Origin of the sequence: Streptomyces rhizoryzae (assembly GCF_023155275.1) — a bacterium.
Taxonomy (GTDB): Bacteria; Actinomycetota; Actinomycetes; order Streptomycetales; family Streptomycetaceae; genus Streptomyces; species Streptomyces rhizoryzae.
The window spans coordinates 1-13,136 of record NZ_JALMUV010000022.1 but is presented as its reverse complement, the minus strand read 5'-3'; the positions used below and the strand labels follow the sequence as shown (position 1 = coordinate 13,136).

At 75.0% G+C, this 13,136-nt stretch carries 9 protein-coding genes; 4 read left to right on the top strand and 5 right to left on the bottom strand.

The features are described 5' to 3' along the window. Positions 1-105: 105 nt before the first annotated feature. Positions 106-783, top strand: coding sequence for a TetR/AcrR family transcriptional regulator (locus tag MUU72_RS18670; RefSeq protein WP_248014448.1), 678 nt, complete (start codon positions 106-108; stop codon positions 781-783). A gap of 35 nt (positions 784-818) precedes the next feature. Here MUU72_RS18670 and MUU72_RS18665 read toward each other — a convergent pair whose 3' ends face one another. Then, positions 819-1,610, bottom strand: a complete 792-nt coding sequence (locus MUU72_RS18665; protein WP_248014447.1) for a cutinase family protein — start codon at positions 1,608-1,610, stop codon at positions 819-821. A gap of 277 nt (positions 1,611-1,887) precedes the next feature. Here MUU72_RS18665 and MUU72_RS18660 point away from each other — a divergent pair, with 277 nt between their 5' ends. The 3 genes from MUU72_RS18660 (at position 1,888) to MUU72_RS18650 (ending at position 5,083) form a co-directional block, all read left to right on the top strand. Beyond that, complete coding sequence (locus MUU72_RS18660; protein ID WP_248014446.1) at positions 1,888-2,958, top strand: ABC transporter substrate-binding protein; 1,071 nt, start codon at positions 1,888-1,890, stop codon at positions 2,956-2,958. Positions 2,959-3,296: 338 nt separating this feature from the next. Then, on the top strand, positions 3,297-4,292 hold the full coding sequence (locus tag MUU72_RS18655; RefSeq protein WP_248014538.1) for a FecCD family ABC transporter permease: 996 nt from the start codon (positions 3,297-3,299) through the stop codon (positions 4,290-4,292). Continuing rightward, positions 4,289-5,083, top strand: coding sequence for an ABC transporter ATP-binding protein (locus MUU72_RS18650; protein ID WP_248014445.1), 795 nt, complete (start codon positions 4,289-4,291; stop codon positions 5,081-5,083). Before MUU72_RS18655 ends, MUU72_RS18650 begins: the two co-directional genes overlap by 4 nt. Before the next feature lie 176 nt (positions 5,084-5,259). Here the strand turns inward: MUU72_RS18650 and MUU72_RS18645 are convergent, their stop codons facing one another. From MUU72_RS18645 to MUU72_RS18630, 4 genes are all read right to left on the bottom strand, one after another. Continuing rightward, positions 5,260-6,276 (bottom strand): L-tyrosine/L-tryptophan isonitrile synthase family protein, encoded by a 1,017-nt coding sequence (locus tag MUU72_RS18645; protein ID WP_248014444.1) that lies wholly within the window; start codon positions 6,274-6,276, stop codon positions 5,260-5,262. Beyond that, entirely contained in the window at positions 6,270-7,814 is a 1,545-nt protein-coding gene (locus MUU72_RS18640; RefSeq protein WP_372503189.1) for a cytochrome P450 family protein, read from the bottom strand. Before MUU72_RS18640 ends, MUU72_RS18645 begins: the two co-directional genes overlap by 7 nt. Before the next feature lie 333 nt (positions 7,815-8,147). Beyond that, a complete protein-coding gene (asnB, locus tag MUU72_RS18635) occupies positions 8,148-10,130 on the bottom strand; it encodes an asparagine synthase (glutamine-hydrolyzing) (RefSeq protein WP_248014443.1) in 1,983 nt (660 codons plus the stop codon). Positions 10,131-10,560: 430 nt separating this feature from the next. Beyond that, positions 10,561-12,276, bottom strand: a complete 1,716-nt coding sequence (locus MUU72_RS18630; RefSeq protein ID WP_248014442.1) for an MFS transporter — start codon at positions 12,274-12,276, stop codon at positions 10,561-10,563. Between the last annotated feature and the right edge of the window lie 860 nt (positions 12,277-13,136).

Genomic DNA, 13,136 nt, shown 5'->3' with positions numbered 1-13,136 from the left:
CCGCACCGGGCCCGTACCGGCCACCGGTATGCCGTAAGTGGAGCGATGTCGTGACCGGCAGCAGGCCGCGGCCGGCGGCTGCCGCCGGTGAGTGGGGAGGGAACAGTGACCGGGACCCAGCCCGGAGCCGCCCGGTCCGGGCCGCTGCCCAGCGGGCGGCACCGCCTCAGCCGGGAAGAGGTCGTGGCCTCCCAGCGGCTGCGGATGCTGACCGCCACCGCGGACGCGATGCGGGCCAAGGGCTACGCGGGGACGTCCGTCGCCGACATCATCCGGCGGGCGGGGGTCTCGCGCGAGACCTTCTACCAGCAGTTCCGCTCCAAGGAGGACTGCTTCGTCCAGGCCCTGGACGCCGCCACCGACCAGCTCGCCGCACTGCTGGCGGCGGCCCGGCAGCCACCGGACGGCTCCCCGGGACCGGCCGGCCCGGAGGAGACCTTCCGTCGCCTGCTCCGCCGCTACCTCCACGCCCTCGCCGAACACTCCGCGTTCGCCCGGCTGTTCCTCGTCGAGGTGTATGCCGCGGGCTCCGAGGCGATGGCCCGGCGGATGCGCTGGCAGGGATGGTTCGCGGACGGCATCGCGGAGATCTTCCCGGCCGGGTCCGGGTCCGGGTCCGGGTCCGGGTCCGGCGACGGCGCCGAGGAGCGGCGCTTCGCCTGCGAGGCCGTGGTCGCCGCCGCCGCGCACCTGGTGACGGTGCGCCTGGTCGCGGACGACCTGGCGGGCCTGCGGGCGCTGGAGGATCCGCTCGTCCGCCTCGCGGTACGGCTCCTGGGCTGACCGGCCGGCCCCCGCCGCCGGCCGGCCCCCGGACCTCAGCCGGCCGCCTTCGTGCCGGGCAGCGGCAGCCCCGGACCGCAGACCGGGAGCTTCGGCGGCTGCCGGTTGAGCTGCTCGCCGCCGCCCCGGACGGCGTACGGGTCGATGGCGTAGCCGTGGTCGCCGCTGAAGTAACCGACCACGCCGTTGGCGAAGCAGGCCAGGTTGGCGAGCACGTTCTCGGAGTAGCAGATGCCGTCGTTGGTGTTGCAGATCTCCTTGACGGTCAGGTCGCCGAAGCCGCGCGGGCCCTTCATGGTCATGCCCGGCAGGACCGTCGGCAGGTTCGTCTCGATGCCGCCCGGGCCGCCGTGCGTACCGGGGCGCCGCGGATCGCCGTAGAGCACACCGCTGATCCGGTCGTGCGGGACGGCGTCGCCCGCGGACAGGGCGGCCAGCTCGTCGCCGGCCACGAGCGCGCCCTGCGAGTAGCCGGCGAGCGTCAGGTGGCTGGCGGCACAGGCCCGGTGGAAGTCCCGCACCGCCTTGTCGAGGGTCGCGATGCCCTCGGCCACGGAGTCGTCCAGCGTCTTGGTGTCGCCGGGGTACGGGGCGATGGACGCCGAGTAGTGGATCTTCGTGAACGACACGCCCGCCGGGAGCCGGGCGTTGGCGGCGTCGTAGATCCCGGCGTCGCGATCGAGGTGGCCGCCCACCTCGAAGAGCATGGTCTGCGGGCAGCCGGCCCGGGTCGGCGGCTGCGGCGCGGCTGCGAGGGCCGGCGGCGCGCTCACGCCGAGGACGGGCAGCGCGACCAGTAACGCCAGGGCCGATCGGGCCTTTCGCATGTGCACCTCGTCTCCAATTGGCTTGGCAGAAACGGGAGTTCGTGCCGGTGCGACGCCAACGTAGCGCCGCCGGACGTTCCGCGAACAGAGATGTTCGTGAAAGTTTGGTGTGCGGCCCGGAAGCGGGGCCGCCGGACGGCGCCGCGATCCGGTGACCACGGACCGCCCGGCCGCGGGAACCACAAGCGGAATCCGCACGACTACCTGTGCCGGGCCACGAGGGTGGCCCGCGGCCGGCGGACCGGCCGGAACGTCCCAGCGGTAGGGGAGAAGACCCATGCGCCCAGTGAAGTGGTGCGGACTCGCGATGGCCGTCGCGCTGACCGCCACGGCGTGCGGAGGAAGCAGCGGTGAGCGCGGCACGGGTGCGGACGGCGGGCCCCCGGGCCGCGACGGCTTCCCCGTACGGGTCGCCGACTGCAAGGGCACGGAGACCACGTTCACGGCACCGCCGCGCAGGATCGTGACCAGCAACGCGGCGGCACTGGAGATGCTGCTCCGGCTGGGCGCCGGCGACCGCGTCATCGGCACCGGCTTCCCGCCCGGCAAGGGCACGCTCCCCGGAGAGCTGGGCGCGCGCGCCGCCGAGATCCCGGTGCTCGGCACGGCCGTCATCCCCAAGGAGAAGCTGCTCGGCTCGGGCGCGGACCTCTACCTCGACACCTTCGCCGCCATGGGCTCGATGGGCGGCGCGGGCGACGCCCCCACCGACGAGGAGTTCAAGGCCGCGGGCATCCGCCACGTCTACCTGGCCTCCACCGCCTGCGCCCCGACGGCCAAGACCCCGCAGCGGGACCTGTCCGCCGTCGAGGGGGACCTCATCCGGCTGGGCGCCGTCACCGGCACCGCGCCGCGCGCCCGGGAACTCGTCGCGGACATGCGGGCCAAGGTCGGGGCCGTCCGCAAGGCGATCGGGGACGTCCCGGCCGGGCAGCGGCCGGGCTACTTCTTCTTCGACTTCGACGCCGGGACCAAGCAGCCGATGGCCGTCTGCAACCGGCAGGTCGCCAACGCCGTACTCACCCAGGCCGGCGCCCGCAACGTCTTCGGCGACTGCGACGGCGACTTCGAACCCGTCTCGTGGGAGGACGTGGTGGCCCGCAACCCCGACTGGATCCAGCTGGGCATCCGCGACCGCGGCGACGCGGCGGCCAACGCCAGGGCCTACGACCAGGCCGCCGCGTTCCTGCGGACCTTCCCCGCCACCAAGGGGCTGGCGGCGGTGCGCAACGGAAAGTTCCTGCGGATCGGTTCGGAACGCACCACCATCGCCGGCACCCGCACCGCCGACACCGTCGCGGAGATCGCCCACGCCCTCTACCCGGCGCGCTTCAAGGGGGCGCGGTAGTGCGGGGGGCGGATGCGGATGCGGACGAGTATGCGGATGCGGGGGCGGATGTGGGGACGGGTGCGGGGACGGGGGTTGGCCGGGGTGTGCCGGCGGGGGAGGGGGGTCCGAGTGGGGCCGGTGAGGCGGATGAGGCTGGCGTCCCGGGTGGGACCGGTGTTCCGGGTGGGTCTGCGGTCCTGGCCGGTTCCGCAGCCGCGGCCGTTTCCGCGTCTGCGGCTGACCCGGTGTCTGTGGCCGATTCCACGTCGTCGGACGCCCCCGCAGCTGCGGCCGATGACGCATCCGCGGCCGCCGGGCGCCGTCCGCGTGCCGTCCGCGCCGGGCCGCCGGCCCTCGTGCTCGCCGCCGCGCTGCTGGCGGCCCTGACCGCCGCGGTCGCGCTGGGCGCCACCGACATCGCGCCCGGCCACGTCTGGTCGGTGGTCCTGGACCGGCTCGGCGGGGCGCCGCCCCGGCCCGGGACCGACGACCTCATCGTCTGGCAACTCCGCGTCCCCAGAGCCCTGCTGGCGGCCGCGGTCGGCGCCGGACTGGGCCTGGTGGGCACCGCGACCCAGGCCCTGGTCCGCAACCCGCTCGCCGACCCCTACCTCCTGGGCATCTCCAACGGCGCCTCGCTCGGCGCGGTCGCCGCGATCGTGCTGGGCGCGGGCGCCGGCGGGGCGCTCGGACTCGGCCTGTCGGCGGCGGCCTTCGCCGGGGCGCTGCTCGCCTTCGCCCTGGTGTGGTGCATGGCCCGCCGCGGCGGCGGCTTCTCGCCCCTGCGGCTGGTCCTCGCCGGGGTCGGCATCGGCCAGTTCCTCTCCGGCTTCACCAGCTACCTCGTCCTCCAGGCCGGCGACGAACAGCAGACCCGCGGGGTGCTCTTCTGGCTCATGGGCAGCCTGAGCGGCGCCACCTGGGCAACGCTGTGGCTGCCGGTGCTCGCGGTGGCCGCGGGTCTGCTGGTGCTCCAGGCCCGGGCCCGCGCCATGAACGCGCTGCTGATGGGCGACGAGACGGCCGCCGGGCTCGGCGTGGACGTCACCCGGCTGCGCCGCGAACTGTTCGTGGTGACCAGCCTGCTCACCGGCGTCCTGGTCGCGGTCTCCGGCGCGATCGCCTTCGTCGGCCTCATGGTGCCGCACCTGTGCCGCCTGGTGCTGGGCGGCGACCACCGCCGGCTGCTGCCGGTGGCGGCACTCACCGGGGCGCTGCTCCTGGTCGTCGTCGACGTTGTCTGCCGGACCGCCATGGACGGTCAGGAACTTCCCGTAGGGGTCGTCACGGCCATGATCGGCGCACCGGCGCTGCTGTTCATCCTGGACCGGCGACTGGGGGCCGCACGATGAGGATCGCCATCGAGGACCTGCGGGTCGGCTACTCCGGGCGCGAGGTGGTCTCCGGCGTCCACCTGATGGCGGCGGCCGGGGAGATCGTCGGTCTCGTCGGCCCCAACGGGAGCGGCAAGTCCACCGTCCTGCGGACCGTCTACCGCCATCTGCGGCCCACCGCCGGCCGGGTCCTGCTGGACGGAACCGACCTGCGCACCCTGCCCCTGGCGCGCACCGCCCGCCACATCGCGGCCCTGCCGCAGGAACGCACCGCCGCCTTCGAACTGACCGTCCGCGAGGTGGTGGCGATGGGCCGCACCCCGTACAAGCGGGCCTTCGCGGGCGAGGACCGCGCCGACCGGGAGACGGTGGCCCGGGCCCTGGCCGCGGTCGGCATGAGGGGCGCGGCGGGCCGCCGGTTCTCCGCCCTGTCCGGAGGGGAGCGGCAACGCGTCCTGCTGGCCCGGGCGTTCGCCCAGGACCCGGACGTGCTGGTACTGGACGAACCCACCAACCACCTCGACGTCCGCCACCAGGTCGAGCTGCTCGCCCTGCTCCGCGACCGGGCCCGCACCACGCTGATCTCGCTGCACGACCTCAACGCGGCGGCCTCGCTCTGCGACCGGCTGCACGTCCTGCACGCCGGCCACCTGGTCGCCTCCGGCCCGCCCCGCACGGTGCTGACGCCGGAACTGCTGGCGGAGGTCTTCGGCGTCCGCGCCGCGGTCACCGAACACCCCCTCACCGGCGACCCGCTGATCGCCTTCGACCACCGGGGGCGCCTGCGCCTGCCTGGGGGACGCACCTGAGGGCGGGTGTCCGGGGGCCGTGCGAGGGACGTGCCTGAGGCAGGCGTGTCCCGGGACGGTCCGAGGGACGTGCCTGGGGCAGGCGTGTCCCGGGACGGTCCGAGGGGCGTGCCCGTCCGGGGGCCGGGGCGGGGTGGGTGGCGGTCCGTCCCGGCCCCTCCCCGCCCCGGTGACCCTCACCCCCCGAGGGTGGTGAAGTGGCTCGGCCTGCCGTGGCGCACCACCAGCCGGCCGAGCCGTTCGGCGTCCGCCCGGCGCATCAACTCCCGTCGGCCGCCCGCGCGTTCCAGTACGCAGGCGTGCCACGGCGTCATCCACACGTCCGGGGTCTCCAGCAGCCGGATGCCGAACTTCGCCGAACCCCTGGGCTGCGGATGGATGGACAGCCGGACCGCCCCGGGGTGGTACACGCCGACCAGTTCGCCCCACGCCCGGCTCCGCCGGATCACGCCGTACGCGCGGGACCGGCACTCGCGCTGGAGCGCCGAGCGGGTCCCGGTGTACGCGCCGGTGTCGGTGTCCTCGAACAGGAACCGGGTGATGCCCTGGTACAGCCGCCGGGCCGACGCATCCGCCCGGGTCTCCGCCCGCAGCACCTCCAGCGCCGGCGCGTACTCCGCCTCCACCGCGGCCCGCTTCTCCTCGTACGACCTCTCCCCGTACGCCGCGCGGAGGTCGAAGACCGTCAGCCGGTCCCCGAGCCGCTCCTGCCGGATCAGCGCCCGCAACCCGTCCCCGTACGCGTCGATGGCGGCGTCCGGCACCCGGATCAGGTCGCTGAAGACATGGCCGTCCGAGCAGATGACCACCCGGGCGCCCGGCGGGTACACGTCCGCGATCCGGGTGCACAGCCCGTGCAGGAAGTGCAGCGAGAGCCGTTCGCCCTCGTCGGGGAGGGGGCCCAGCACCTTCGCCGGATTGGGGGATTTGCAGGGGAAACCCGGCAGGGTGAACCGGACCGGCTCACCCGCCCCGACCCAGCGCGCCACCTGCCGCACCTGGTGGGGGAACGCATCGGGGCGGTCCCTGCGGGTGGTGTCGTCCAGGGTCCGCCGGTAGGGCAGGAGGACCCGGAGGATCGCCTCGCACAGGGCGCGCGTCGCGGGCCCGAGGGGGACGTCCGCCCCCTCGGGGGGCGGGGCGGGGACGCGGTGTCCGGGGCGGCTTCCCGTGGCGGCGGGCGGGGTCAGCATGCCGCGCCCGGTATGCGGGGGGAGGTGGTGGGGGTGGTGGGTGCGTCGGGGGTGGTGGGCGTGGCGGTGGTGGGCGTGGCGGTGGTGGTGGGTGCGTTGGGTGCGGGTGGTGAGTTCGGTGGGGGAGGGGTGGAGGTTTCGGGCGAGGTAGTCGGGGTGGGGGACGGGACCGAGGCCGGGCCCGGGGCCGAGACCGGGTCCGGGCCCGTGCCCTGATCCGCGACCGGGGCCATGGGGCAACGGGAGCGAGCCGTGGCGTCCGCCCCGTACGCCACCGGCACGTGGTTGACCCCCCGGGCCAGCACCGCCGGGATCCACTGGAGCGCGTCCTCCGGGACGGCCAGGCGGAGGCCGGGCAGCCGCCGCACCAGGGTGCCCAGCGCGACCTGCAACTCGACACGGGCCAGCGCCGCCCCCGGGCAGAAGTGGATGCCCTGGCCGAACGCGAGGTGCGGATTGGGGGAGCGGTCGAAGTCGAGCGCGTCGGCGTCGGCGAACCGCCGCGGGTCGCGGTTGGCGGCACACAGCGAGACGATCACCGAGTCCCCGGCCGGGATCCGGGTCCCCACCAGCTCACTGTCCTCGGCGAAGAACCGCCAGGTCGTCAGCTCGAACGCGGCGTCGTGGCGCAGCAGTTCCTCCACCGCGCGCGGCAGCAGCCCGGGACGGGCGGCCAGCTCGGCGAGCCGCTCGGGGTGGCGCAGCAAGGCGAGCACCGCCGTGGTGATCTGGTTGGTGACCGGTTCCTGCCCGGCCACCAGCAGCTGGAAGATCATCGAGTCCAGCTCCGCCGGCGACAGCTCGCCCGCGTCCCGGGCGGCCACCAACCGGGCCAGCAGGTCCTCACCCGGGCCCTCACCCGGGCCCTCATCCGCTACCCGGCGTTTGTGGACGACCAGATCGGCGATGTACTGCTGGAGCCCGCGCAGCCGCGCCTCGTACGCCGGACGGCCCGGGTCCGCGGGCCCCACCGGCTGCACCACCTTCCCCCAGTCGCGGTCGAAGCGCACCGCGAACTCCTCGGGCAGCCCGATCACTTCGGCCAGCACCCGGAACGGGAAGCGGGCGGCGAAGTCCGCCACCAGGTCGGCCCGCCCGACGCCCCCGGACGGCCCCGCGCTGCCGGACCCGTCGGCATCCCCGGTCCGCCCCGCCCCCGGGAACCGGTCCACCAGCGCGTCGGCCATCTCCTGGAAGCGGGGGCGGAGCGCCTCGACGCGCTGCGGCGCGAACGCCTCGGTGATCATCCGGCGCATCGCGGTGTGCCGGGGCGGATCCTGGTGCAGCAGATGGACCTGGAGCTGGGAGTGCTGCGGTTCGGGCATGATCGACGCCCGGGCCCGCCAGGCCGCGTTGCCGCGCGAGTGGTGCTTGCCCAGGCGCGGGTCGGTCAGCGCCTGCTGCGCCGCGTCGTAGCCCGTCACGAGCCAGGCGAGCACACCACTGGGGAAGCGGACGCGGTGAACGGGACCGCGCTCCCGCAGTTCGTCATAGAGGGGGTAGGGGTCGCGCTTGTAGTCCGCGCCGTACAGCTCCACCGGGTCACCGGCCTCTCTGAGGCGCCCGGCGTCTCTCGGGCACGTGCTGCCTTCCGGGCCGGCCGGCGCCTGAGAGCAGGGCCGGTCGGGCGTGTGGGGTGACGCGTCGGGGGTGTGCGGTGAGGTGAGGTGGTTCACGTCGTCTCCTCTTGGGCCGGTGCCAGTGGTGCAGAGGGCAGGGGGGTTCCGGGGGCAGGGTCTCGGTGTCAGCGGTCAGGAGTCAGGGGTCAGGGGTCCGGGGCCAGAGGTCAGGGATCGGGGTCCAGGGAGCACGGGCCAGGGATCACGGATCAGGGGTCAGAGGGGCCTGAGGGCCCGGGGGTGCGGGCCGGCTCACACCGTGATCTCCGGCCGGTACTGTTCGAGCCACAGCGCCAGGTCCACGACCCGTTCCAGGCGCAGCCGGTGGCCCCACTCCAGCCGCTCCGGCTCGGTCCGCAGGACGGACCCGATGACCCGCTCGTCGACCAGGTCCCGCACCCGCCCGCCGGCCGCCCCCAGCGCCTCCCGCGCGAGCTTCTGCAACCCGCGGTTGTAATCCGGGTGATGGGTGGCCGGATAGTGGTTCTTGGCCCGCCACAGCACCGAGTGCGGGGCGAGCCGGGCGCCCGCGGCCCGCAGCAGGCTCTTCTCCCGCCCGTCGTGGCACTGCACCTCCCACGGCGCGTTGAAGGCGTACTCGACCAGCCGGTGGTCGCAGTACGGCACCCGCACCTCCAGGCCCCGCGCCATGCTCAGCCGGTCCTTGCGGTGCAGCAGCTGCCGCAGCCAGCGGGTCAGCGACAGGTGCTGCATCTCCCGCTGCCGGCGCCGCGCCGGACCCTCACCGTCCAGACGCGGTACGGCGGCCAGCGCGGCGCGGTACGTGTCACGCTGGAACTCGCCGATCCGCAGCGTGCCGGCCAGGTCCGGATGGAGCGGTACGGCCGCCTCGTCGCTGGTCACCAGCAGCCAGGGGAAGGTCGGTGCGGCCAGCGCCGCCGGGTTGTGGAACCACGGGTAGCCCCCGAACACCTCGTCCGCGGCCTCCCCCGACACCGCCACCGTCGCCTGCTCCTTGATCCGGCCGAACAGCAGAAAGAGCGAGGTGTCCATGTCACCGACGCCGATCGGCGAGTCCCGCGCGGCGACCACGGCCGCCCGGTGCCCGGGATCCAGCAGCGCCCGCGGATCCAGCACGACGGTCCGGTGCTCCGTGCCGATGTACGCGCCCGCCTCCACGGCGTACGGCGCATCATGCCCGGTACGCAACACATCACCGGTGAAGCGCTCGGCCTGATCGCTGTAGTCGACCGCGTAGGAACGCAGCCGCGCCCCGTCCCCCTCGCGGGCCCGGAGTTCATCCGCGAGCAGCGCCGTGACGACCGTCGAATCGAGGCCGCCGGACAGCAGACTGCACAGCGGCACATCCGCCTCCACCTGGGAGCGGACCGCGCGCTCCAGACGGTGGCGCACCTCTTCGGTGGCCGCCGCGACATCGTGGTCCTCGTGCGGACGAGCCGTCAGCTTCCAGTAGTGCCGTTCGGTCAGCCCGTCGCGGTCGAACACCAGCAGCCCGCCCGGCGGCACCTCCCGGACGCCCGCCCACAGCGTCGCCCCCGTCCCGAACACCAGGCCGTACGCCTCCCGGAGCCCCTGCGCGTCCACCCGCGGCGCGCAGTCCGGGTGCGCGAACAGTGCCTTGGGCTCCGAACCGAAGACCAGACCGCCCTCGCGCGTCCGCGCGTAGTACAGCGGCTTGACGCCCATCCGGTCCCGTACGAGCAGCAGCCGCCGGGCCTCCGCGTCCCACACGGCGAACGCGTACATGCCCTCCAGCCGCCCGGCGAGCCCGGCACCCCACTCCTGGTAGGCCCGCAGCACCACCTCGGTGTCGCTACGGGTCCCGAACTCGTGGCCCCGGGAGCGGAGTTCGGCCCGCAGCTGATGGTGGTTGTAGACCTCGCCGCTGTAGGTGAGCACGGTGTCGGTGGGGGCGGGGAGGGGGCCCCGGCCGGGTGCGCCGCCGGGTGCGGGGCTGTGTGGGGCGGCGTGGCCGGGGCCTTCGGAGGCGGTCTGGAGACGGCCGGGGGACCAGCCCTCCGAGGGCTCCGGTCTGCGGCCCGGCCCGCCACCGCGGCGCGCCGTCATGGGCTGCGCCCCGCCGTCCGGATCGAGCACGGTCAGCCGCCGGTGCCCGATCGCCGCGTGCGGACCGCACCAGATGCCCGAGGCGTCCGGCCCGCGTGGAGCGAGCGCGGCGGTCATCCGCTCGATGACACGGGGCCGCAGCCCCGGATCCTCGCCGAACGAGATCCATCCGGTGATACCGCACATCTGCTGCCTGCCTTTCGGGGGTGAGGAAGGGGTGAGGGGAGGAAGTGAGGGGGTGAGGGGGTGAGGGCTCTAAGCTGTGGAGTTTCGGGAGGCGCCATGCGTAGCCGAACGGGGTGGTGGGGGAAGGGAGTTCGGGGGCGTCGGTGGAAGGGCGGGAGGCGGCCCGGCCGCTCCGCCAGGCCAGGCCGTCGCCATGGCACAGGGCGGGCGTCGCGCGGAGAAACGGGCGCCGAGAGCATCGGCGGGGCGGAGGCGACGAGCCCACCGAGGGGACGGGCGTCGGGCGATGGGGGACGGGTGTCGGATGACGGGCCCCTCGATGGGTCGCCCAACGGGCCCGACGCCACCCGGGCCGCTCCCCACCGCACCACTCAACCGGCCGCCCACGCCTCACCCAACGCCTCACTCAGCACCGCCGCCCCACCCCCCTTCAGGGCACGACCCGTGGCGGGCGCGGCGGTGTCGCGGGTGGTGACGACGGTGGCGGCGCTGCCGGACGAGTACCCTCCGTGGACGAAGGGGGAGGGACGTCCCCCGTAGCCTCCGATGCCGTCACCGGGGGCGGCGGCGACGCCGGCAGAGGGGCGCACACCCCCGGCTTCGCCCACGGCGTCGGCTCCGGAACTGAGGGCCGCGGCTTCGGCGCCCCCGCCGTGGGCACCTCCACACGCCGCGCCCGTGCCCGTGCCCGTGGCCGCGCCCATGACCACGCCGGCGGCCGTGTCCCTGCCGGTGGCCGTGTCCCTGCCGGTTGGGGTGCCGATGCCGGTGGCCGTGCCCTTCCCGGTTGCCGTTCTCCTGGCTGCCGCCGCCGGCCCAGGAGCAGGAGCACCGCCAGCAGCGCCGCCCCGGCCGCCAACCCCTGCCCCATGCGCAGGCCGACCAGGCTTCCCACGGTGGTGGCCACCGCCGGGCCCAACGTGAACCCGGCACTCCGGGCGAGCTGCACGGTCGAACCGGCGGTGGCCATCCGCTCCGGCCCCGCCGCGTTGAGCACCATCAGCTGGACGGGCCCGCCGTACAGGCCCATGCCGAGGCCCGCCACCGCCAGCCGCCAACTCACTTGCACCGGCGGCCAGGAGCCGGCGATGGCGAGCAGACCGAAGCCCAGCACGACCAGCGCCGCGCCGGTCACCGCTATCGGCCGGGCCCCGAAGCGGTCGGCGAGCCGACCGCCGACCGGCCCGGCGACCGCCATCGCGGCAGGGAAGGCGAGCAGTGCCAACCCGGTGGCCGACGCCGAAACGCCCTCCACACGCTGGAGATGGACCGCCAGCAGCAAATGCACCGCGGCGAACGCGGCGGCGAGCGCGAACACAGCACCATGGGCCGCGCCCGTCCGCGCCGTCCGCAACGCCGCACGGACCCGCCGCCCGCCCGCGCCCCGCGCCCACAACGCCCCCGGTATCAGCGCGATCCCGCACAGCACCGGGCCGACGACCCCGTCAGCCCAGCCGCCGGCCGCGAACGTCAGGCCCAGCAGCAGTGCCGCCACCGCCGTACCGACCAGCGCGGCATCCCGGACCTCCGCCCGTCCGGGCGCGGTCAGCCGACCGCCGGTCAGCCGACCGCCGGGAGGGAGCCCGCGCCGGGCCAGCCACCAGGCGAGTGCACACAGCGGCAGCTTCACCAGCAGGACCGCACGCCACCCCCACTGGTCCAGCAGCACACCGCCCAACGCCGGCCCGGTGACGGCCCCGAGCGGCCCCAGCGTGGCCGGTACGCTCATCGCCCGCCCTCGGTGCTCCGGGCGCACCGAACGGACCGCCAGCAGCGGCATCAGCACGAACAGCGCCGCACCGCAGACCCCTTGGAACAGCCGCGCGGCGATCAGCGCGGCCGCGGCCGGGGCAGCGGCCGCGACCGCTCCACACAGCCCGAAACCGGCCAGCGCCCCGAGCACCACCGGCCGCAGCGGGGCCCGGTCGAGCCACCGCCCGGCCGGCAACAGCAGGGCGACCACCGGCAACTGGTAGCCCAGCACCGCCCATTGCGCGACGGACACCGGGACGCCGAAACCGGAAGCGATGCCGGGCGCCGCCACCGTCACCACGCTCATGTCGAACATGGCCAGGAACGAACAGATCCCGGCGACGGCCACCAGCCCCCACCGCTCCTCGCGCGCCCCCGCCAGGTCCCGTGGCATCGGCCATTCCTCTCCTCGGCACACCGCACCGGTCCAGCACGGTCTCTGAGAGGTCGGGCGAACCATGCCGCCAGTTCCCGCCGGGCCGCGAGAAATTTCCCTCCGCCGACAGCGCGGGACGGAGAACCACCGCCGACAGTGGTCCGGCAAACGACCGGCGGTGCCTGGCGGCGCCGGACGCGGAAGCGCCAACGGTGCTTGGCGCGGACGGAAGTGTCGACACTGCGGCACGGCAGGCCATCGAGCCGACAATGCCCGAAGGGTAACCGGCGCCCGAGCAAACCCAGTTAGTCGGTCCGAGACCGCGCCCAGTTCCGCCGGCCGGACGGGACAAACCTCACGCGCCCCACGGCCCCTGATCGGTCCTTCACCCCCTTCCCCACCTGCCACGATGACGCGATGACCACGCCCGCGATCTCCGCTTCTCCCCCCGAACGCGCAGCGCGCCCCCGTGCCTCGACCCACCTCCTCCCGCTCCGGCGACTGAAGCCGTCCCGCCCGGTCCTCGGCTTCGTCGCGCTCCTGGCCGTGCTGTTCGCCCTCTCGTACGCGGTCGGCCGCGCGGCAGGCCCGGTCGCCCCCGGCCTCCATCCCGCCGACCGCCCCCGCCCCGGCACGGGCGCCGACGAACGCCCTGGCACCGGCGACAGCGGAGGGATGCCGGGCATGGAGGGGATGCCGGGCATGGGTGGGATGTCGAGCATGGGCAAGAGCCCCGGCCCGGCAGCCCTCGCAGCCCGGGTAGCCCCGCGAATCCCCACCCCGGCCACCGACACGGCAGCGGCGACCCCAAGGGCTCTGCCCCGGCCCTCCCCAGTCAGGGCCTCGTACCTCCCCCCGCCCCCGCCCCCGCCCCACCC

What these genes read in the sequence shown, in the direction of transcription:
- MUU72_RS18665 (WP_248014447.1), bottom strand. Translation starts at nt 1,610, where the DNA reads ATGCGAAAGGCCCGATCGGCCCTGGCGTTACTGGTCGCGCTGCCCGTC.
- MUU72_RS18660 (WP_248014446.1), top strand. Translation starts at nt 1,888, where the DNA reads ATGCGCCCAGTGAAGTGGTGCGGACTCGCGATGGCCGTCGCGCTGACC.
- MUU72_RS18650 (WP_248014445.1), top strand. Translation starts at nt 4,289, where the DNA reads ATGAGGATCGCCATCGAGGACCTGCGGGTCGGCTACTCCGGGCGCGAG.
- MUU72_RS18645 (WP_248014444.1), bottom strand. Translation starts at nt 6,276, where the DNA reads ATGCTGACCCCGCCCGCCGCCACGGGAAGCCGCCCCGGACACCGCGTC.
- asnB (WP_248014443.1), bottom strand. Translation starts at nt 10,130, where the DNA reads ATGTGCGGTATCACCGGATGGATCTCGTTCGGCGAGGATCCGGGGCTG.
- MUU72_RS18630 (WP_248014442.1), bottom strand. Translation starts at nt 12,276, where the DNA reads ATGCCACGGGACCTGGCGGGGGCGCGCGAGGAGCGGTGGGGGCTGGTG.